Consider the following 19,626-nt stretch of genomic DNA (forward strand, 5'->3'; position numbering starts at 1 on the left):
CCCCATGTCATACTGCCACACGCCGGCCTGTCATACCCCATCCAGGGCCAGCACGGCGAAGCTGGCCAGCCAGTGCTCGCCCATGTAATCGGACTCCAGATGCGGCAGGGCATCGGCCAGATGCGTGTCGGCCGCCGCCCGGGCTTGCACCGCGACCGGATCCGCCGGATCGAGTTGGGCGGCGATGGCGCGCCAGCACCAGGCGCGGCTGAGGTTCAGGCCGTCCAGGTGGGCGATGGTGCCGTCGCTGCGGTCGCTGACCGTGGCCGGGGTGAACAGCGCCGCCGGCTGGCCCGCCGCCACGCCGGGCAGCAGGCGGGCGAACCAGGCGCGGAAGTCCTGGCGCGGCAGTACTGCGGCCATGGCGACGGCGGCGGTCAACACGGGAGAGAGGAAGTCGGTGCCCGACGGCTCCCACACCTGGGCATCGGCATCATCGCCATACCAGGCCTGGGCCGTGCGGGTGATCAGGTCGGCCAGGCCGTCGTCCCCCCGGCGGCGGGCATAGGCCATGGACAGGACAAGGGCGAAGGCCGTGTTGATGTGCAGGCCCGTGCGCACCGGATATGTCGCCTTGGGCAGGTAGGCCTTCAGCCGTCCCACGATCTCCGCCGTCAAGGGCGCCAGCGCGGTGGCCCAGGCGGTGCCCACCGCCCCCATGCCGGTGCGGCGCAGCTCCGCCGCCAGCAGCAGATACCAGGCCCAGCCGTAGGGCCGCTCGAACGTGCCGGTGTTGGGCCGCTGGAAGTAGGCCAGTTCGCCCGCGACCTTTTCGGGCGTGTAGCTGTCGGCGAACAGGGCGCGGATGCGCTCCGCCACCGGGCTGTCGGGATACAGCCGCAAGACACGCGCCAGCAGCCAATGGCCGTGGACGCAGGAGTGCCAGTCCAGGCTGCCGAAGAAGATGGGATGCAGGGCGCGCGGCGTCCGAGCGTCCTCCGGTCCGTTCAGCATATGGGTGATGACGTTGGGATATTCCCGCGTGACGTGGCCCAGCGCGATTTCGGCGAACTGGACGGCACGGGCCTCATCGAGGCCTGGGAAGACGGAGTCGGTCATTTGGGAAAGCCCAGGATTTGGATCAGCAGGGTGTTGGCCACCAGGACCAGCAGGGCGGTCGGCACCTGCGCCCGGATGACGGCGTTGCGGTCCGGCAGTTCCAACAGGGCGGCCGGAACGATATTGAAATTGGCGGCCATGGGCGTCATCAGCGTGCCGCAGAAGCCCGACAGCATGCCGATGGCGGAAATGACGGCCGGGTCGCCGCCGAACCGGCCCACCAGCAGCGGCAGGGCGATGCCCGAGGTCATGACCGGGAAGGCGGCGAAGGCGTTGCCCATCAAGATGGTCAGCAGGGCCATGCCCCCGGTGTAGGCGCACACCAGGGGGAAACGGTGGTCCAGGGTCAGGTATTGGCCCACCAGCACGGCCACGGCGTCCCCCACCTTGGCGAGCGCGAAGATGCCGCCCAGGGCCGCCAGCACCTGGGGCAGGATGATGGCCCAGCCCACCAGCTCCGCCAGGCGCCGCGCGTCACGCAGGGGCGTGCCCGGCCGCTGGCGGGTGATGACCAGGGTGGCCGCGACCACGGCGACGATGCCCAGCGCCAGCCAGATCAGCGTGCCCTGCCGTGGGTCCACCAGCGGCTGACCGTTCCAGGTCAACGCGGGGCCCCACACGGTCCCCAGCAGCGCCACCACCGGCGGCAGGAACAGCAGCGGGAACAGGCCATAGCCCCAGCGCTTGGCCTGGACCTCGCGCGCCGCCCGTGGCGCCTCCGCCTCCGTTCCCCGGCCGATGAGGCCGAAGCCGCCCAGCACCGCCAGCGCCAGGACGAGGATGCCATTGCCCAGGTCGCCCAGATGGTCGCCAGCCAGGAAGCTGAGCGCCAGCAGGGCCCAGAACAGGCCGGCACCCAGGCGCCGGGGGTTGCCGGCATCGCGCGCCGCGCGCCAGGCGATGGCGGCAAACATCAGGCCGGCCAGATCATAGGCGACGCTGATGCCAATCATGGCGCCGCGGCTCCCTTTCCGGCCTTAAGGCGACGGTCCAACAGCAGCAGGCGGGCGCCATGCACCACCACCGCCACCAGGGCGGTGGGAATGGCCCAGACGGAGACGTCCAGGGGGCTGACCTCAATGCCATTGGCGGCCAGATAGCCCTTGATCAGGATGACGGAGCCGATGGCGACGAAGATGTCCTCGCTGAAGAACAGGGCGATGTTCTCGGCCGCGGCCGCGTGGGCGCGCACCAGGGACCGTTCCGGCGGCGCCAGGGGGCGGCGCAGATTTTCCTCCGCCACCGCCTCGCCCATGGGGGCCAGCACGGGGCGCACCATCTGCGCATGGCCGCTGAGATCCTTGGCCCCCAGCGCCGCCAGCGCCTGGCGCAGGACGAAGAACACCAGGTAGGTTCGGCCCACCGTGGCGGCCTTCAAGCCTCCGATCAGGCGCTGCGCCTGCACCTGAATGCCCAACCGCTCCAGGAGGCCGATCAGGGGCAGGAACAGGTAGACCAGGCAGATGTAGCGGTTGGCGTTGAACAGGCGGCCGAAGGCCGACGTGATCTCCACCACGCCCATGCCGGCGGCCAGGCCGGTGCCGAAGGCCGCCGCCACCGCCACCAGCAGCGGATTCAGCCGGACGGCGAAGCCGGCGGCGACGATGGCGATGCCGACCAGGCTGAGCATCAGGCGTCGCCCTCACCCGTCTTGCCATAACCGCCACCGAAGCCGCCTCCCCCTGGCGTCTTCACCAGGATGGCGTCGCCCGGGTTCATGGCCACGGTGTCGGTGGCGGCCAGCACGCTCACCGTGCCATCGGCGCGATGCACCTCCGTCACGCCCGGGGCGCCGGACCCACCGCCCTCCAGGCCGAACGGCGGCACGCGGCGGCGGTTGGACAGGATGGCGGCGGTCATGGGCGCGCGGAAGCGGATCAACCGCTCCACCCCATCACCGCCGCGATGCCGCCCGGCCCCGCCGGAGCCACGGCGGATGGCGAAGCGCTCCACCAACACGGGGTAGCGCACCTCCATCACCTCGGGGTCCGTCAGGCGGCTGTTGGTCATGTGCGTCTGCACGGCACTGGTGCCGTCGAAATCGGCGCCGGCGCCGGAGCCGCCGCAGATGGTTTCGTAATACTGGCGGGCATCGTCACCGAAGGTGAAGTTGTTCATGGTGCCCTGGGCCCCGGCCATGACACCCAGGGCGCCGTAGAGCGCGTCCACCACCACTTGGCTGGTTTCCACGTTCCCGGCCACCACCGCCGCCGGATAGGCGGGGTTCAACAGGCAACCGGCCGGCACCTTCAGCACGATGGGCTTCAGGCACCCCTCGTTCATGGGGATCTCGTCATCCACCAGGGTACGGAAGACGTAGAGCACGGCGGCGCGGCAGACGCTGAGCGGCGCGTTGAAGTTGGTTTCAAGCTGGGCACTGGTGCCGGTGAAATCCACCACCGCCTGGCGTGCCTGGCGATCCACGGTGACGGCCACCTGGATGACGGCGCCATTGTCCATTTCGTAGCGGAAGGTGCCGTCCTTCAGCACGCCGATGACACGGCGCACCGCCTCCTCCGCATTGTCCTGCATGTGCGCCATGTAGGCCTCGACCACGTCGCGGCCGAACTGCGCCACCATGGCGGCCATTTCCTCCGCCCCCTTGGCGCAGGCCGCCACCTGGGCGCGCAGGTCACCGATGTTCTGGTCGGGATTGCGGGCGGGATAGCGGCCGCCGGCCAGCAGCGCCCGCGTCTCCTCCTCCCGGAAGCGGCCGCCTTCCACCAGCAGGAAGTTGTCGATCAGCACGCCCTCGTCTTCCACGGTGCGGCTGTTGGGTGGCATGGAGCCGGGGGTGATGCCGCCGATGTCGCCCTGGTGGCCGCGCGCCGCCACGAATACCAGCAGGCGGCCGTCGGCATCGAACACCGGCATGACCACGGTGACGTCGGGCAGGTGGGTGCCGCCGTTATAGGGCGCGTTCAGCATGTAGACGTCGCCGGGCCGCAGGCCCCGGCCGTCCCGGGACCGCGCCTCGACGATGGCGCGCACGCTGTCACCCATGGACCCCAGGTGCACCGGCATGTGCGGCGCGTTGGCGATCAGCCCGCCGCCGCGGTCGAACAGCGCGCAGGAAAAATCCAGCCGCTCCTTGATGTTGACCGAATAGGCGGTGTTCTGCAGGGCGTAGCCCATCTGCTCCGCCACCGCCATGAACAGGTTGTTGAACACCTCCAGCATCACCGGGTCGACGGTGGTGCCGATGGCGGTGCGGGGCGCCAGGGCCACCACCCGTTCCAGGATCAGGTTGGCATGGTCGTCCACCCGGGCGCGCCAGCCGGGCTCGATCACCGTGGTGGCCGTGGCCTCGCGGATCAGGGCGGGGCCGTCGACCTGATTGCCGGGCGCCAGGTGGGCGCGATCATAGACGGGGGTGTCGGCCTCGGCTCCCGCCATATAGGTGCGGACGGTGGCCAGGGGCGCCAGGTCACCGTCGGCGGCGACCGGCGGGGCGGCGATGCGCCCCCGGCCGGGGTGACCGATGGCCTCGGCCGCCAGGGCCTCCACCACCACGGTCTTGCCGGGGGCGACGAAGCCGAAGCGGCGGCGGTGCGCCTCGGCGAAGGCATCGGCCAGGGCGCCGGCATCGCCGAACGGCACGGTCAGGCCGGTGTCCGTGCCGGCGTATTTCAGGCGGGCGGTCAGTTCCACCTCGACATCCGCCACTGGCACGTCCTGGGCGGCCAGATCGGCCCTCGCCTCCCGCGCCAAGGCCTGGGCCGGGGTGGAAAGGTCCAGGTCGGGCGACAGCGGCTGTTCGATGGTCCGGTCGCGGATGACGCGCAAATCGGCCAGGCCCATGCCATAGGCCGACAGAACCCCGGCGAAGGGATGGATCATCACCCGCGTCATGCCCAGGGCATCGGCCACCAGGCAGGCGTGCTGCCCCCCGGCGCCGCCAAAGCAGGCCAGGGTGTACTGGGCCACGTCATAGCCGCGCTGGACGGAGATTTCCTTGATGGCCTTGGCCATCTTCTCCACCGCGATGGTGATGAAACCCTCCGCCAACTGGTGCGGCGTGCGTTCCTCGCCCGTCGCCGCCTGGACCTCTGCGGCCAGGGCCTGGAAGCGGGCCTCGACGGCGGCGAGGTCCAGCGGCTGGTCGGCCCCCACCCCGAAAACCTGGGGAAAGAAGGCCGGCTGGATCTTGCCCAGCATCAGGTTGCAGTCGGTGACCGCCAGGGGCCCACCCCGGCGGTAGCAGACGGGGCCGGGCACCGCCCCCGCCGATTCCGGGCCGACGCGGAAGCGCGAGCCGTCGAAGGAACAGACGCTGCCCCCACCGGCGGCCACGGTGTGGATGTTCATCATGGGGGCGCACAGGCGCACGCCGGCCACCATGGTCTCGTAGGTGCGCTCATACGTGCCGGCGTAGTGCGAGACATCGGTGGAGGTGCCGCCCATGTCGAAGCCGATGACCTTGTCGAACCCGGCCTCCACCGCCGTGGCGACCATGCCGACGATGCCGCCGGCAGGGCCGGACAGGACCGCGTCGCGGCCCTGGAAAGCGCGGGCATTGACCAGGCCGCCGTTCGACTGCATGAACAGCAGGCGGGCCCCGTTCCCTTCGGCCCCGTCCCCTTCGGCGGCCCCGCCATCCTGCAAGGCGCCCGACACCTGATCGACATAACGGCGCAGCACCGGTGACAGATAGGCGTCCACCACCGTGGTGTCGCCCCGCCGCACCAGCTTGATCAGGCGGCTGGTCTCATGGCTGACCGACACCTGGGTATAGCCGATGTCCCGTGCGATGGCGGCCACCCGCCCCTCATGGGCGTCGAAGCGGTAGCCGTGCATCAGCACCACGGCCACGGCGCGATAACCGGCGTCATACGCGGCCTGAAGGTCACGACGGGTCGCCGCCTCATCCAGGGGCGTCAGGACGGCGCCGTCCGCGTCCACCCGCTCCGCCACCTCGACCACGCGGGTGTAGAGGCTGTCGGCCAGCCGGATATGGCGGTCGAACAGGCGGGGCCGCGCCTGATAGCCGATGCGCAAGGCATCGGCATGGCCCCGGGTGATGGCCAGCACCAGCGGCTCGCCCTTGCGTTCCAACAGCGCATTGGTGGCGACGGTGGTGCCGATCTTCACTGCGTCGATGGTGGCGGGGAAATCGGCGTGGGCGGCCAGCAGGGACCGGATGCCGGCCACGGCGGCGTCCTGATATTGTTCAGGATTTTCCGAGAGCAGCTTGGCGGTCAGCAACCGGCCATCCGGCCGGCGGGCGACGATGTCCGTGAAGGTGCCGCCGCGATCAACCCAAAATTCCCAGCCCGATCCGCCCGCTTCCGGATGCCCTGACGCCATGTCCCGTCTTTCTTCTTGTACCGCGGGGAAGTGTTGTCACCCCGTGGGACGCCTGATGCTGACGGGCCCACCCTACCCCGCGCTCCGGTTCGGAACCAAGGCGGGATCGTTAGTGAAAATAACCGAAAGAGCGCCGCCATCGTTCCGAAAATTCTGACGGTGGCGGAAAGAACGGAATTTTCCGCTTCGTCCGCCCACCCCTTACTTGGCGCGCTGCGCCTTCTTGAAGACGCTGGGCGTGCCGACGTACAGCAACACGGCCTCCTCCTCGGTGCGGTTTTCCACCGTATGCTTCATGCGCGCATCGAAATGCATGCTGTCGCCGGCCTTCAAGGTGGTGCGGGTGTTGCCTGCGGTGGCGTACAGCTCCCCCGACAGGACGTAGCGGAAATGCTCGCCATTGCGGGTATCCACCGGAAAGGCATGGCCCGGCGGGATTTTCATCATGATGATGTCCAGCTTCCGGTCATCCAGGTCCGAGGCCATGTCGATGTACTGGACGGGGCTGTCCACCTCGATGATGTTGGGCTTGGCCGCGCGGTGGACGATGGTGCCGGTGTTGGGAACCTGCATGAAGAAGGAGATATCGACCTCCAGCGCCTCGGCCAGCGCCAGCAGGGACACCAGCGACGGGACGCTGAGGTTACGCTCGGCCTGGCTGATGAACGGCGCCGACAGGCCGGAGCGGTCGGCCAACTGCTGCAGCGTCAGGCCCATGTCCTTGCGGCGCTTGCGGATTTGCTCCCCTATGGGCATCGACGGCTTTTTCGCCCGGGCACTTAAAATCTGCATCGGGAATCCTCGACCTTCCTCAACGGGCCGATGCCGGGACGCCCCGGCCAGCCCACCCCCATCTGAAACGCTCAGGCCCCTGCCCAAGGCCGTTGGCTCGGCCCCGGTCCTGTTTTTCATTCATCCGCCCCGACACCAAACAGGTGTGGGGGGTCAAAATATTTGACGTAAAGAATTTAGCGCCGACACCATATGATAATTTTCTTCCGTGTCCACCCCCGGAACCTGGGACCTGCATTGCGCGAAAGTCAGTGTTGGCGACATTTTATGTCGTTCACCCCCGACCCATACCTGGCCGGGGGTGAACGCCGTCATCAGGCCTTGGGGGTCAGCAAGTCATCCAGACGCGCCGGCGTGCCCTCCACCCGCTCCAGGTGCGGGTAGCGCAGGCCGTCGTGATAATCGATGCGCACGATGCGGTAGCGGTCACCGTTCTTGACGATCAGCTCCACCGCCGGCCCTTGGCCCTTGGCCGCGGTCACCGCCGCCTTCATACGCTCCGCGTCATAGGCGGTGCCGTTGACCGCCACCACCTGCGTGCCGATGATCAGGCCAGCCTTGAAGGCGGGACCGTTCCATTGCACCGAGGTGAGCACGCCGCCCTTGTCCAGGGCCAGGCCCAGCGAATAGGTCAGGTTCAGGGAACCCGGCGCCTCATTGGCGCGGCTGGCCTCGGACAGGGGCTGGTCGGTGTAGACCAGCTTGTAGCCGCCACGGGCCAGGCCATCCAGCGGGGCCGACTGGTGGGTTTCCAGGCGCGTGCGCAGGAAGGTCGCCCAGTCATAGGGTTCCACTTGGTTCAGCGTCTTGACCACATCGTCGAAGGTGTAGGTCACCGGCACGTAGCTGCCGTCGTTGATGCCGAAAAAGGCCTTGGCGAAATCATCCAGCGAGCGCTTGCCGCCAGACCGTTCGCGGATCAGGCTGTCGGCGTCCAGCCACACCATCTGGCCTTCGATGTAGTAATCCTCGGCACGCTGCCAGCTGATCCACGGGGCCGGACGCCGCATGGCCACAATGGGGCCATTGGTGGTGTCGGCCAGGTCGCGCCAGGCGCGGCCGACGCGGGTGTCCAGCGTGGCGGCGACGCCGGCCAGATTGTCCAGCGCCTGCTGCTTGGTGGTCAGCCCGGCGCGGGCGGCCAGCACCCAGCCCCAGAACTGGGTCTGCCCCTCATAGACCCACAGGCCGCTGTCGCGCATGGGCACGTTGAAGTTGGGCGTCCACAGATCGGCCGGGCGGCGGAACTTGCCGTTCCAGGAATGGGTGTATTCATGGGACAGCAGTTCATGCCCCGCCGACTTGTTCCAGTCGGTGAAGTATGTCGGCGTGGTGCCGTTCTCGCTGGAGCGGTGATGCTCCAGCCCGATGTGGCCCAGCTTGTCGCTGAGGGCCAGCAGCATCTCATAATGGTCATAGTGGCGGGCGCCGAACAGCTTGTCCGCCTGGACCACCAGGGCCCGATGGGCGGCGATCTGGTCGGGCGTCGCGTCCAGCAGTTCCGGCCGGTCGGCCACGATGTTCAGGTGCATGGGCGAGCGCCCACCCGGGTCCAGGTCCAGCCGGCGGTAGTAGCGGCCGGCGAACATGGGGCTGTCCACCAGGGTTTCGAACGGGACGGTCTTGAAGGTGGTCACGCCGTCCTTGCCCGCCGGCTTGGCCACGTCCAGCGCCGTGCCGAAGCCCCAGCCGTCCGGCAGCTTGATGCTGGCCTCGACGGGAATGCGGCGGGTGAAATAGCCGGCGGGATAGAGCGCCACCGCGTTCCACTGCACGTTCGTCATGTCGGGCGTCATGACGATGCGGCCCTGGTTGTCCGCCGTGGGGGACACGAACTGGAACTCCATCTCCAGCGCCGTGGCGCCCTTGGGCACGTCGACGTGGAAGCCGAAGACCTCCACCGGGTCGCGCTGCCATTCCACCCGCTGCCCGTCGGCGGCACCGCCCTTGGCATGGATGATCAGGCCGGCCAGCTTGTCGATGGCGCCGGTCGGGGAATGGTTGCCGGGCAGCCACTTGGGATACAGCAGGGTCATCGGGCCAGGGCCCGCCACTGGCACCGTTTCCTTCACCCAGAAAATGCGCCGTTCGGTATCGGTGGCGTCGACCTGCAGACGGATGGTGCCGGGATAGGCCACGTCCTGCGGTTCGGGAATGGGGGCCGCGGCGGGATAGGGCTGCGGCAGGACCTCATCGGCCCGGACCGGCACGGCCGACAGCGGGCTCATCAGGGCGGTACCGGCCGCCAACACGGCGGCCAGGGACAGGACGGCAGACTTCACGGACTTAAAACCCCATCTTGTAGGCCCGCCCCGCGCAGGCATGTTGGCATGGACCAAATGTTAGCTTAGTCCTTCAAATCATGTGTAAAAATCTTGTCTTGTTTCCTTAATAATTTGAATGGCGGAATTTTTGATCCGCTTCGCCCGCCGCAGGGAACGGGGCTTGCCTCACCCCAAGAGCCCGTCCAGGGTGATCTCAGCGTCGGCGTGGGCCCGGCTGGCCAGGACGAGGGGCCGCTCATCCCGCAACCGGTCCTCGTAGGTCGACTCGATGGCCTCCTCCGACCAGCCCCGGCGCCGGTATTCGGCATGGAAGCGCCGGCGCCGCCCCGCCTCGTCCGTGGCGACGTAGAGGCGGCGGGTGGCCAGGGCGCGCCACGCCGGCTGGGTCAGCGCCGGCACGCCCTCGACGATCAGGATGTCGTCCGGCGCCAGCGTCACCGCCTCACGGCCGGGATGGCTGGTCTGGGTCCAGACGTCATAGCGCGGCGGGGTCACCGGCGCCGCGCGCCGGGCCAGCGCCATCAGCGCCTGGTGCGCGGCGTCCATGTCATACCGGCCCAGGACGCCCACACCGCGCTGGTCGCGGGATTTCAGCCAGCTGTCCAGCCCGACGACCACGCTGGCGCGGCCCGATTGGCCCAGCCGCAACGACAGGCACTGCGCCAGCAGGCTCTTGCCCGCCCGCGCCAGACCGCCGATCAGCACCACGTCCCCCGCCTTGATGCCGGCCGCCAGGCGGTCGAGTTCGGCCGACAGGCCCGGCCAGACATCCAGGATGAAGCGTACGGCGTCGGCCAGGTCATCGACGACGACATGGGGGTGGGCCGGGCTTTTGCCGTCTCGCCCGCCATGGCCGTCACGCACCAGGATGCCGCCCATGCCACAGGCGCGCGCCAGGCCCATGTCACTGGAACTGTCGCCCACCACCCAGGAGCGGGCTAGATCGATGTTCAGGTCCGCCGTCGCGGCGTGGACCATGCCCGGCTTGGGCTTGCGGCACTCGCACCGGATCAGCAGCGACGGCACCCCGCCGGGCAGGGTGGGATCGGGATGGTGTGGGCAGAAGTAAATCCGGTCGACATGGGCATGCTGGGCGGCCAGCCCCGTTTCCAGCCGGGCGTGGATGGCGTCCAGCGTTTCCAGGCTGCACAGCCCCCGGGCCACCGCCGCCTGGTTGGTGACCACCGGCGTGCGGAAGCCCACCCGGTTCAGCCGGGCCAGCGCCGGCCCGGCGGTGGGGATCAGCTCAAGCGCCTCCACCGTCCGGATGTGACTCCGTTCGACGTTCAGCACGCCGTCACGGTCCAGGAAGACGGCCGGCTGCGGCCGGCGCAATGACAGGCGATCGACCAGGCCGCTGGCCACATCCGCCCGGACACGCGCCAGGTCATCGGTCGACACGACGCGGTGGACATATTCGGGGCTGCGATACCCCTGCACCGGCCGGCTGGCCGAAAGCAGCCGCTCCACCTCGGCCCGGATGAACAGGCCGCCGTCCAGCGCCCGCCGCGCGACCACGGCGGGGCCGGGCCAGACCAGATTATGGAAGTCGCCAACCTGCGGCGGGGGGCTGAAACCCAGGATCCGACCATCTTCCGCCCCCACCACCAGGTCGGCTTGGTGGGGATGGTCGCTGGGCTGGACCAACAGGGTGGCGTCGGCGACGTGCCGACGGTGGTGATCCAGGAAACGGTCCAGGTCGACCTCCATCAGGGCGTCACCGGGCAGGACCACGACGGTGTCGGCCAGCAGGGCCCCCAGCTGGTCGGGCGCGACGGCCCGCAGCGCCAGGCCCCAGTGGGCGCCGTCACCGCACTGGTGGGCGATGGCGGCGGAGGGGGTGACCACCACCACGTCCCGCAGGGTGGACCGCGCGATCATCGCCAACTGCCGGCCCAGCAGGGCCGTGCCGTTCACATCCGCCAAGGCGGGGAAGTCCCCGTCGCCCGTAAGAATGACCACCTGGGCCAAATCCACCCCCGACCATCGCGTTGATACCGCCGCAGACCCCGGCGGATGGCCACCATAGGGGGGTGGCCCGTGCCCGCGCAACAGGGGCGAGGCGGAACCAGATGACCCGGTCGGCGCTTGTGGTCGGGTCACGGGCGGCCCAGCCGGGCCGTCATCTCCATCCCGCGTATCCCCATCCTGAGGAGTTGCCACCATGAGGACCCTGACCGGCAAGGCGGCCGCCGCCTCCGCCCTATGCCTGATGCTGTTCGCGCCCGCCCTCGCCACCCCGGCGGCGGCGCAGGACTCCGTGGGCGACAAGGCCAAGTCCATGGGTGAAAAGACCGGCGCCAATTCCGTGCTGGGCGTCACCCCGCGCACTGAGGACTTCGTGAAGGAGGTCGCCATCAGCGACATGTTCGAAATCCAGTCCAGCGAACTGGCGCTGCAGAAGGGGGACGAGGCCACCAAGTCCTTCGCCAACCAGATGATCCAGGCGCACCAGAAGACATCGACCGAACTGAAGGCCATCGTCACCGGCGAAACGGTGCAGGCGACCGTCCCCACCGCCCTGGACAACACCCACCAGAAGAAGCTGGACAAGCTGAAGGGCCTGAGCGGTGCCGACTTCGTTAAGCAATACCGCGAGGACCAGGTGAGCGCCCACAAGGACGCGGACTCGGCCTTCCAGCGCTATGCCAAGGGCGGCGACAACCCGGCCCTGAAGGACTGGGCCGCCAAGACCGAACCCGCCATCGCCCACCACCTGGAAATGGCCAAAACGCTGGACAAGACGAAGTAAGGGCGGCCCGCAACGGCGCGTGAAAGGGCGGCCCATCGCGGCCGCCCTTTTTCTTCGGGCGTCGTTAGACGGCCGGGCGCGCCAACCCGGCCACCAGCAGGCTGGCGGTGGCCGGGTTGCAAGCGAAGGGCAGGTCGGCCAGGGTGGCCAGGCGGATCAGGGCCTTCACATCCACGTCGTGCGGCAGGGTGCCCAGCGGATCGACGAAGAAGATCATGATGTCCAGCTTGCCCTCGACGATCATGGCGCCGATCTGCTGGTCGCCACCCAGGGGACCGCTGCGCAGGCGGGTCATGTCCAGGCCGTCGATGGCCTCCGCCACGCGGGTGCCGGTGGAGGAGGTGGCGTAAATCTTGGCCCCCCGCAGGAAGTCGGCATGGGCCAGGGCCCAGTCCACCATGGCCTGCTTCTTGCCGTCATGGGCGATCAGGCCGATGGCGCGGCGTCCGTCCTCACGCATGGGTCCAGTCTCCGGAAAGATGAAGGGCGGCTGTGAAAGACGGCGGGGTCAGGAGGCGACGGCCTGGCCCTCGGCCTCCTCCCCACGGGCCAGCAGGTCCAGCGCCTCTTGCATCAGGTAGCGCATGGCCGCCTCGGCCCGGGGGGGATCGCCGGCCAGGATGGCCTCGGCCACGGCGTTGTGGTCGGCGACGCTGGCCAGGCGCACGCCCTTGTACTGGTTGGTGCGCCGGATGCTGAACCGCAGGGCCGTGTCGATCAGTTCCCGCAACTGCAGGTAAAAGCGGTTGCCGCTGGCCTTCAGGATGGCGACGTGAAAATTGATGTCGGTGATCAGGGGGTCATCCTCCCCCGTTCCGCCGCGTACATGCGCTCGATGGCGACCTTGATGGCCGCCTTCTCCGCCGGGGTGGCGCGGGCGGCGGCCAACTGGGCCGCAAGCGGTTCCACGGCCAAGCGGATCTCGGTGAACTCGGCCAGCAGCGGCAGGGAGAACTTGCGTTCCAGGATCCAGCGCAGCACGTCGGGGTCAAGCAGGCTCCAGCTTTCCTCGGGCTCGACCCAGGTGCCCTGGCGGGGGCGGGCGCGCAGCAGCCCCTTGGCCGTCAGCATCTTCACCGCCTCCCGCAGCACGCTACGGCTGGCGCCGTAATGCTTGCAGAGGTCGGCCTCGATGGGGAAGGGCTTATCGGAACTGTAGGTCCCGGTAACGATCGCGGCCCCCAGGTCCTGGACGATGGCGAATGTCAGGTTTTGGCCGCGAAACTTGGCAATCATCCCTTCCCCCACATGATTTCACACAACAGCTTATATCCCTGCCGAAGCCAATTTGAACCCACTATCCACCAGACCGCGCACGCCGATGTTAGCGATATCATACACGAACAGGGTGCCGGCATTGGGATCGGCCGCGATCTCGGCACCGGTCATGCCTTCCCGCGCCGTGGTGACGAACAGCAGGGAAAGGTCCGGCCCGCCGAACGCCACGCAGCTGACGCGGGCCGTGGGCACGGGAATGACGCCGGAAACGCTTCCATCCGGGGCATAGCGCACCACCTGCGACGCCCCCCACTGGGCGCTCCACAGGTGGCCGGCGGCGTCGACATTGGCGCCGTCGGGGTAGGCCCCCTCTTCCGTCGTGACGAAAACGCTTTCATTCGACGGCGTGCCCGTGGCCGGGTCGTAGTCGAAGGCGCGGATGCGGCGGGTGGGACCGTCGGTGTAGTACATGCGCGTGCCGTCCGGGCTCCAGCACAGGCTGTTGGAGATGAGGGCGCCGTGCACCAGGGGCGTCGCCCGGTCCCGCCCGTCCAGGCGGTAGAGCGCGCCGGCCAGCGTGCCCGCCGCCCGCGCATGCTCATCCTCCACCATCGTGCCGGCCCAGAAGCGGCCCTGGCGGTCCACCCGGCCGTCGTTGAAGCGGACGCCGGCGGGCAGGTCCTGCCGCGCCAGCCACTCGACCGCCCCGCTGCGTGGCGTGAAGAAGGCGAAACCGCTTTCGAACGCCACCACCAGGCGGTCAGAATCGCCCTCGACCAGGCCGAAGGAGCAGACGCGTTCCGGTACCGTGAAGGTTTCCACCGCGCGGCTGGCCCAGTCCAGCCGGTGCAGGCGCCGCTCGTGGATGTCCGTCCACCACAGCGATTGATCGCGCTCATCCCAGGTGACCCCTTCGCCCAGGGTGTTGCCCAGGGCGAAGCTGGCGATCAGCGGTGCATGAAGCTGAGGACTGGCCTTCGTCATGTTACCACCAGGTGATGTAGAGCGCGGAGACGATCACCAGAACCACCAGGGCCGCAAGGTTGAAGCTTGTGCTGGTGGAATAGTCGATGCCCTTCAGCTTGACCTTGATCTGGCTTACCTGCTGGGCGGGGGCGACCAGGGACACCACCACCGCCGCGGCCAGGCAGGCCAGGAAGGTGACGCCGACACGGTCGATGAACGGCAGTTCGGGCAGCCAGACCTTCAGGGCCAGCGACAGCACGGCGGAGCCGATGGCGGCCGTCAGGGCACCGGCGGCATTGGCGCGCGGCCAGAACATGCCCAACAGGAAGATGACGCAGATGCCCGGCGTGAAGAAGCCGGTGAATTCCTGGATGTACTGGAAGGCCTGGTCGAAGTTGCCCAGCAGGGGCTTGGCCACCACGATGCCGATGATCACGGCCACCACGCTGACGATGCGGCCCACGGCCACCAGGTGATGCTGGCTCGCCTCCTTCTTCACATGGGCATAGAGGTCCAGGGTGAAGATGGTGGCGACGCTGTTGATCTTGGACGCCAGCGACGCGACGATGGCCGCGACCAGGGCCGCGAACACCAGGCCCTTCAGGCCCGCCGGCAGCATCTTCATCACCTCCGGATAGGCCTGGTCCGGGGTCGCCAGGTTGGGGACCAGCAGCAGGGCGGCCAAGCCCGGCAGCACGATGATGACCGGCATCAGCAGCTTCAGGAAGGCGGCGAACACCACGCCCTTCTGTGCCTCACGCACCGACTTGGCGGCCAGCGCCCGCTGGATGATGTACTGGTTGAAGCCCCAGTAGGACACGTTCATGACCCACAAGCCGCCCACCAGGACGGAGATGCCGGGCAGGTCCTTATAGTTCGGGTTGTCGCGCGTCAGGATCAGCTGGAACTTTTCCGGCACCGCCAGCGTCAGCTGATGGAAGCCCGCCAGCACACCCTGCCCGCCGGAGATCTGGTTCAGCGCCAGGTAGCCGATGATCAGGCCGCCCAGCACCAGCAGGGTGACCTGCACGATGTCGGTCAGCGCCACGGCCTTCAGCCCGCCGAACAGGGAATAGGCGCAGGAGAACAGGCCCAGCACCACCAGCGCCGTCATCTGGTCCACGCCCGCCACCGCGTTCACGGCGATGGAACCCAGCCACAGGATGGAGGCCAGGTTGACGAAGACGTAGACGCCCAGCCAGAACACCGCCAGCGTCAGGCGCACGCTGGAACCGTACCGCTGCTCCAGGAACTGGGGCATGGTGTAGATCTGGTTTTCCAGGAAGATGGGCAGAAAGAACTTGCCCACCAGGATCAGGGTCAGCGCCGCCATCCATTCATAGCAGGCGATGGCCAAGCCGACCTTGTAGCCGGAACCGGCCATGCCGATGATCTGTTCGGCGGAGATGTTGGCGGCGATGAGCGAGGCGCCGATGGCCCACCAGGGCAGCGAGCGGCCGGCCAGGAAATAGTCCTTGGCGTTCTTCTCATGCCCGGCCTTTTCCCGCGACACCCACTGGGCCAGGAAAAAGATGAACACGGCGTAGACGCCCAGCACCGCGATATCGATCGTCGCCAAACCCATCGGCGTACCCCCCTGTTTATATTGGACGCACTCAGCCGCCACCGGGAAACGCCCTGGGGCGGGTCCCTGGTGGCGGGTCCTTGTACCAGACTTTACGAAAGCTTCAGCGCGGCGCGGACCGCCGCCACCAGGCCGGCGGCGCGCTCCGCCATCTGGCCCAAATCCACGCCCGGCTTGTACAGGTCGCCGCCGGACCCGAAGCCGGTGACGCCGGCGTCCACCCAGGGCTGCAGGTTGGCGGCCGTGACGCCACCCACGGCGTAGACGGCGACGTCGGCCGGCAGCACGGCCTTCAGCGCCTTCACATGGCCGGGCGCATGGCTGCTGGCCGGGAACAGCTTCAGATACCGGGCCCCGGCGCCAATGGCGGCGAAAGCCTCGGTCCCGGTGGAGAAGCCGGGCATGGACACCATGTCCAGCGACACGGTGCGGGCGATGACGGAGACGTCGACGTTGGGCGAGACGATCAGCTGACCACCCACGGCGCGCACCGCGTCCACCTTGTCCGGCGACAGCACGGTGCCGGCCCCCACCAGGCAGTCGTCACCGAAGGTCTTCACCAGCAGTTCGATGCTGCGCAGCGGCTCTGGCGAGTTCAGCGGCACCTCGATGGCGCGGATGCCCGCGTCGTGCAGGGTGCGGGCCACGGCCACCACCTCATCGGGCGTCACCCCGCGCAGGATGGCGACCACGGGCATATGCTTCAACCAGGCTTCGGTCATGACGCTTTCCTTCACAGGCGGCCCTTCACAGGCGGCGGAAATAGGCCAGCAGGCCGGCGGTGGACTGCTCGGCGCCGTTCAGCGCCAGAGCGGCCACGCCGTGGCTGGCCAATGCCAGGGTATATAGGGTGTTCAGCGCCGGGGCGCCGACCAGCACGGCCCGCGCGGGCGCCGGCCTGCCCAGCGCCCGGTGCCGGGCCAGGGTGGCGGCGACATCGCCGCCGATGACCAGGCCGGACAGGAAGCCCAAGGCATCCTTGGCCGACAGCACGCCCGCCATCTGCCGGGCGCGGGTTTCGAACAGCAGGTGCAGGACGTCGGCGCCCGCCTCCGCCACCCGGGCCAGGCCCAGGCGGAAGCCGGCGTCCGGGGTGCCGTCCCAGTCGGCCGCGCCGCGCGCCAGGGTGCTGTGCTTGGACAGCAGGGCGTAGATCTCGCCCGACATGGCGGTGGTGAAGCCGGTGATGCGGCCGTCCCTCAGGTCCACCCACTTGGAATGGGTGCCGGGCAGGCACAGCAGGTGGTTCCCCGTGGCGAGATCCGGATGGGTGATGAGGGCGCCCAGCACCTGGGTCTCCTCCCCCCGCATGACGTCGGGGGCCCCTTGCAGGTTGGTGCCCTTCACGCCCGGCGCGATGTAGACCGCGCGGCCGTCCAGGTCGATCTCATGGAGATGGTCCGCGATCTCCGCCGCCCCCGCCGGGGCGGCGGCGTAGGGCACCTCCACCCAGCCGAGGGTGGAACCCACCATACCACAGAGCAGCAGGGGCAGGCGGCCATACGCGGCGTCCCAGTCGGCCAACAGGCCCCGCACCGTGTCGGGGAAGCCGCCCGCCGGCACGGCGGCGGCGCCGGGGCCGGTGCGCGTGTCCAGCACGGCGCCGTCCGCATCAACCAGCGACAGGCGCAGGTTGCTGGTGCCCCAATCGCCGGCGATGAAGACGGGCCGGCTCATCAATGCGATTCCCGCGTGACGCGGTCGCCGCTGGCGCCCACCAGGAAGTCCAGGTCGCAGCCCTTGTCGGCCTGCATCACATGCTCGACATGCAGGCGGTAGTAGCCGCGCGCCGGGATGGGGGCGGCGGGCTGGGCCGCCAGCTCGGCCCGGCGGCGGGCCAGTTCGGCCTCATCCACCAGCAGGGATAGGCTGCGACCGGGGCCGTTCAGCTCGATCTCATCGCCCGTGCGCACCAGGGCCAGCGGGCCACCGGCGGTGGATTCGGGGGCGACGTGCAGCACCACGGTGCCGAAGGCCGTGCCGCTCATGCGGGCGTCGGAGATGCGCACCATGTCCTTGACCCCCTTGGCCAGCAGCTTGGGCGGCAGGGGCATGTTGCCCACTTCCGGCATGCCGGGATACCCCTTCGGACCACAGCCGCGCAACACCAGCATGGAGGTTTCGTCCACCTCCAGCGCCGGATCGTCGATGCGGGCCTTGAAGTCCTCGATGGTGTCGAACACCACGGCACGGCCGCGATGGGTCAGCAGCTCGGGCGAGGCGGCGTTGGGCTTCATCACCGCGCCATCGGGCGCCAGGTTGCCGCGCAGCACCCAGATGCCGGACACGGGCTTCACCGGGTTGGTCATGGGGCGGATGACCTCGTCGTTGTAGACCTCGCCCTCGGCCACGATATCGCCGATGGTCATGCCGCCGACGGTGACCGCGTCCAGGTTCAGCTTGTCCTTGATCTTGGTCATCAGGCCCGGCAGCGCGCCGGCGTAGTGGAAATCCTCCATCAGATATTGGCCCGACGGTTGCAGGTCCACCAGCAGGGGGATGTCGGCGCTCAAGGCGTCGAAGTCCTCCAGCGACAATGCCACGCCCAGCCGGCCGGCCAGGGCCAGCAGGTGGATCACGGCGTTGGTGGAACCGCCGATGGCGGCGTGCACGCGGATGGCGTTCTCGAACGCGGCGCGGGTCAGGATGTGCGACGGCTTCACATCGTCCTTCACCATGGCGACGATGCGGCGGCCCGTCTCATGCGCCATGGCGCGGCGGCGGGCGTCCATGGCCGGCAGCGTGCCGTTGAAGGGCAGCGACAGGCCCATGGCCTCGATCAGGCAGGCCATGGTGGAGGCGGTGCCCATGGTCATGCAGGTGCCGGGCGAGCGCGACATGCCGGCCTCGGCCCCCATGAAGTCCTTCAGCGTCATCTCGCCGGCGCGCACCGCCTCGCTGAACTTCCACACGTCGGTGCCGGAGCCGATGTCCTTGCCGCGATACTTGCCGTTCAGCATGGGACCGGAGGAGATGACCATGGTGGGCAGATCGACGCTTGCCGCCCCCATGATCTGGCCCGGAGTGGTCTTGTCGCAGCCGCCCAGCAGCACCACGCCGTCGATGGGGTTGCCGCGGATCGATTCCTCGACCTCCATGGCCAGCAGGTTGCGGAACAGCATGGCGGTGGGGCGCATCTGCGTCTCGCCCAGCGACATGGCGGGGAATTCCACCGGCAGGCCGCCGGCTTCCCACACGCCGCGCTTCACATGCTCCGCCACCTCGCGCAGGTGGGAATTGCAGGGGGTCAGTTCCGACCAGGTGTTGCAGATGCCGATGACGGGGCGGCCGTCGAACACGTCGCCGGGCAGGCCCTGGTTCTTCATCCAGCTGCGGTGGATGAACCCGTCGCGGTCCAGTTTCCCATAGCTGTGCGCGCTGCGTAACTTCCGCTTGCCGTCGTCGGTCATCGTCTACCGTCCACCTCGGGGCCGCCGGCCCGCGTCGCTTGCCAGGGTAGGAAGAGGGGCCGGAACGCCCACGGGCCTGGGCCAGCGCCCAAGGCCTGGCGCAGGCCTGGATGGCCTGTGACCGGTCGCCCGTGGCGTTTCCGATGTGGGACGGAACACAACCGCCCGCACCCCCGCCGTTTTCCTACCCCAATGCCGTTATGATAGGAGGTCTGGCGCCCGGCCTTCGGCATCATGGCGCCCAAAATGGCG

16 protein-coding genes are annotated in these 19,626 nt (G+C 68.7%); 1 reads left to right on the forward strand and 15 read right to left on the reverse strand.

The window, feature by feature from the left end:
- Nucleotides 1-30 precede the first annotated feature (30 nt).
- From ULB03_RS26325 to ULB03_RS26355, 7 genes are all read right to left on the reverse strand, one after another.
- Nucleotides 31-1,059 (reverse strand): DUF2891 domain-containing protein, encoded by a 1,029-nt coding sequence (locus tag ULB03_RS26325; protein WP_322486043.1) that lies wholly within the window; start codon nt 1,057-1,059, stop codon nt 31-33.
- The gene (locus ULB03_RS26330; RefSeq protein ID WP_322486044.1) at nt 1,056-2,012 is read right to left on the reverse strand and encodes a DUF979 domain-containing protein; all 957 of its coding nucleotides are present in this window, start codon (nt 2,010-2,012) and stop codon (nt 1,056-1,058) included. Before ULB03_RS26330 ends, ULB03_RS26325 begins: the two co-directional genes overlap by 4 nt.
- Nucleotides 2,009-2,689 carry a DUF969 domain-containing protein gene (locus ULB03_RS26335; RefSeq protein ID WP_322486045.1) on the reverse strand — a complete coding sequence of 227 codons (681 nt, stop codon included), beginning with the start codon at nt 2,687-2,689 and terminating at the stop codon, nt 2,009-2,011. The genes ULB03_RS26330 and ULB03_RS26335 overlap by 4 nt, the downstream gene beginning before the upstream one ends.
- Nucleotides 2,689-6,366 (reverse strand): hydantoinase B/oxoprolinase family protein, encoded by a 3,678-nt coding sequence (locus ULB03_RS26340; protein WP_322486046.1) that lies wholly within the window; start codon nt 6,364-6,366, stop codon nt 2,689-2,691. The genes ULB03_RS26335 and ULB03_RS26340 overlap by 1 nt, the downstream gene beginning before the upstream one ends.
- A gap of 201 nt (nt 6,367-6,567) precedes the next feature.
- Complete coding sequence (locus ULB03_RS26345; RefSeq protein WP_322486047.1) at nt 6,568-7,122, reverse strand: helix-turn-helix domain-containing protein; 555 nt, start codon at nt 7,120-7,122, stop codon at nt 6,568-6,570.
- A gap of 350 nt (nt 7,123-7,472) precedes the next feature.
- Entirely contained in the window at nt 7,473-9,440 is a 1,968-nt protein-coding gene (locus ULB03_RS26350; RefSeq protein WP_322486048.1) for a M61 family metallopeptidase, read from the reverse strand.
- 168 nt (nt 9,441-9,608) lie between these two features.
- Nucleotides 9,609-11,405 carry an HAD-IIIA family hydrolase gene (locus tag ULB03_RS26355; RefSeq protein ID WP_322486049.1) on the reverse strand — a complete coding sequence of 599 codons (1,797 nt, stop codon included), beginning with the start codon at nt 11,403-11,405 and terminating at the stop codon, nt 9,609-9,611.
- 202 nt (nt 11,406-11,607) lie between these two features.
- Here ULB03_RS26355 and ULB03_RS26360 point away from each other — a divergent pair, with 202 nt between their 5' ends.
- Nucleotides 11,608-12,195, forward strand: a complete 588-nt coding sequence (locus ULB03_RS26360) for a DUF4142 domain-containing protein (RefSeq protein ID WP_322486050.1) — start codon at nt 11,608-11,610, stop codon at nt 12,193-12,195.
- 64 nt (nt 12,196-12,259) lie between these two features.
- Here the strand turns inward: ULB03_RS26360 and ULB03_RS26365 are convergent, their stop codons facing one another.
- The 8 genes from ULB03_RS26365 to ULB03_RS26400 form a co-directional block, all read right to left on the reverse strand.
- Nucleotides 12,260-12,655 carry a methylglyoxal synthase gene (locus ULB03_RS26365; RefSeq protein ID WP_322486051.1) on the reverse strand — a complete coding sequence of 132 codons (396 nt, stop codon included), beginning with the start codon at nt 12,653-12,655 and terminating at the stop codon, nt 12,260-12,262.
- 48 nt (nt 12,656-12,703) lie between these two features.
- On the reverse strand, nt 12,704-12,991 hold the full coding sequence (locus ULB03_RS26370) for a FadR/GntR family transcriptional regulator (protein WP_322486246.1): 288 nt from the start codon (nt 12,989-12,991) through the stop codon (nt 12,704-12,706).
- The gene (locus tag ULB03_RS26375; protein WP_322486052.1) at nt 12,988-13,431 is read right to left on the reverse strand and encodes a FadR/GntR family transcriptional regulator; all 444 of its coding nucleotides are present in this window, start codon (nt 13,429-13,431) and stop codon (nt 12,988-12,990) included. Before ULB03_RS26375 ends, ULB03_RS26370 begins: the two co-directional genes overlap by 4 nt.
- A 30-nt stretch (nt 13,432-13,461) precedes the next feature.
- Nucleotides 13,462-14,397: an SMP-30/gluconolactonase/LRE family protein gene (locus ULB03_RS26380; protein ID WP_322486053.1), complete on the reverse strand. Its 936-nt coding sequence runs from the start codon at nt 14,395-14,397 to the stop codon at nt 13,462-13,464.
- 1 nt (nt 14,398) lies between these two features.
- Nucleotides 14,399-15,964, reverse strand: coding sequence for a sodium/sugar symporter (locus ULB03_RS26385; protein ID WP_322486054.1), 1,566 nt, complete (start codon nt 15,962-15,964; stop codon nt 14,399-14,401).
- Between the two features lie 92 nt (nt 15,965-16,056).
- The gene (locus ULB03_RS26390) at nt 16,057-16,686 is read right to left on the reverse strand and encodes a 2-dehydro-3-deoxy-6-phosphogalactonate aldolase (protein WP_322486055.1); all 630 of its coding nucleotides are present in this window, start codon (nt 16,684-16,686) and stop codon (nt 16,057-16,059) included.
- Between the two features lie 25 nt (nt 16,687-16,711).
- A complete protein-coding gene (locus ULB03_RS26395; protein WP_322486056.1) occupies nt 16,712-17,641 on the reverse strand; it encodes a 2-dehydro-3-deoxygalactonokinase in 930 nt (309 codons plus the stop codon).
- A complete protein-coding gene (locus ULB03_RS26400) occupies nt 17,641-19,374 on the reverse strand; it encodes an IlvD/Edd family dehydratase (RefSeq protein WP_322486057.1) in 1,734 nt (577 codons plus the stop codon). Before ULB03_RS26400 ends, ULB03_RS26395 begins: the two co-directional genes overlap by 1 nt.
- Between the last annotated feature and the right edge of the window lie 252 nt (nt 19,375-19,626).

It is taken from the genome of Nitrospirillum goiasense (genome assembly GCF_034427435.1).
Lineage (GTDB): Bacteria > Pseudomonadota > Alphaproteobacteria > Azospirillales > Azospirillaceae > Nitrospirillum.

Excerpts from the sequence above, each read along its gene's own strand:
- ULB03_RS26325 (WP_322486043.1), bottom strand. The coding sequence starts at position 1,059 with ATGACCGACTCCGTCTTCCCAGGCCTCGATGAGGCCCGTGCCGTCCAG.
- ULB03_RS26380 (WP_322486053.1), bottom strand. The coding sequence starts at position 14,397 with ATGACGAAGGCCAGTCCTCAGCTTCATGCACCGCTGATCGCCAGCTTC.
- ULB03_RS26330 (WP_322486044.1), bottom strand. The coding sequence starts at position 2,012 with ATGATTGGCATCAGCGTCGCCTATGATCTGGCCGGCCTGATGTTTGCC.
- ULB03_RS26365 (WP_322486051.1), bottom strand. The coding sequence starts at position 12,655 with ATGCGTGAGGACGGACGCCGCGCCATCGGCCTGATCGCCCATGACGGC.
- ULB03_RS26385 (WP_322486054.1), bottom strand. The coding sequence starts at position 15,964 with ATGGGTTTGGCGACGATCGATATCGCGGTGCTGGGCGTCTACGCCGTG.
- ULB03_RS26390 (WP_322486055.1), bottom strand. The coding sequence starts at position 16,686 with ATGACCGAAGCCTGGTTGAAGCATATGCCCGTGGTCGCCATCCTGCGC.
- ULB03_RS26345 (WP_322486047.1), bottom strand. The coding sequence starts at position 7,122 with ATGCCCATAGGGGAGCAAATCCGCAAGCGCCGCAAGGACATGGGCCTG.
- ULB03_RS26395 (WP_322486056.1), bottom strand. The coding sequence starts at position 17,641 with ATGAGCCGGCCCGTCTTCATCGCCGGCGATTGGGGCACCAGCAACCTG.
- ULB03_RS26335 (WP_322486045.1), bottom strand. The coding sequence starts at position 2,689 with ATGCTCAGCCTGGTCGGCATCGCCATCGTCGCCGCCGGCTTCGCCGTC.
- ULB03_RS26340 (WP_322486046.1), bottom strand. The coding sequence starts at position 6,366 with ATGGCGTCAGGGCATCCGGAAGCGGGCGGATCGGGCTGGGAATTTTGG.
- ULB03_RS26400 (WP_322486057.1), bottom strand. The coding sequence starts at position 19,374 with ATGACCGACGACGGCAAGCGGAAGTTACGCAGCGCGCACAGCTATGGG.
- ULB03_RS26375 (WP_322486052.1), bottom strand. The coding sequence starts at position 13,431 with ATGATTGCCAAGTTTCGCGGCCAAAACCTGACATTCGCCATCGTCCAG.
- ULB03_RS26360 (WP_322486050.1), top strand. The coding sequence starts at position 11,608 with ATGAGGACCCTGACCGGCAAGGCGGCCGCCGCCTCCGCCCTATGCCTG.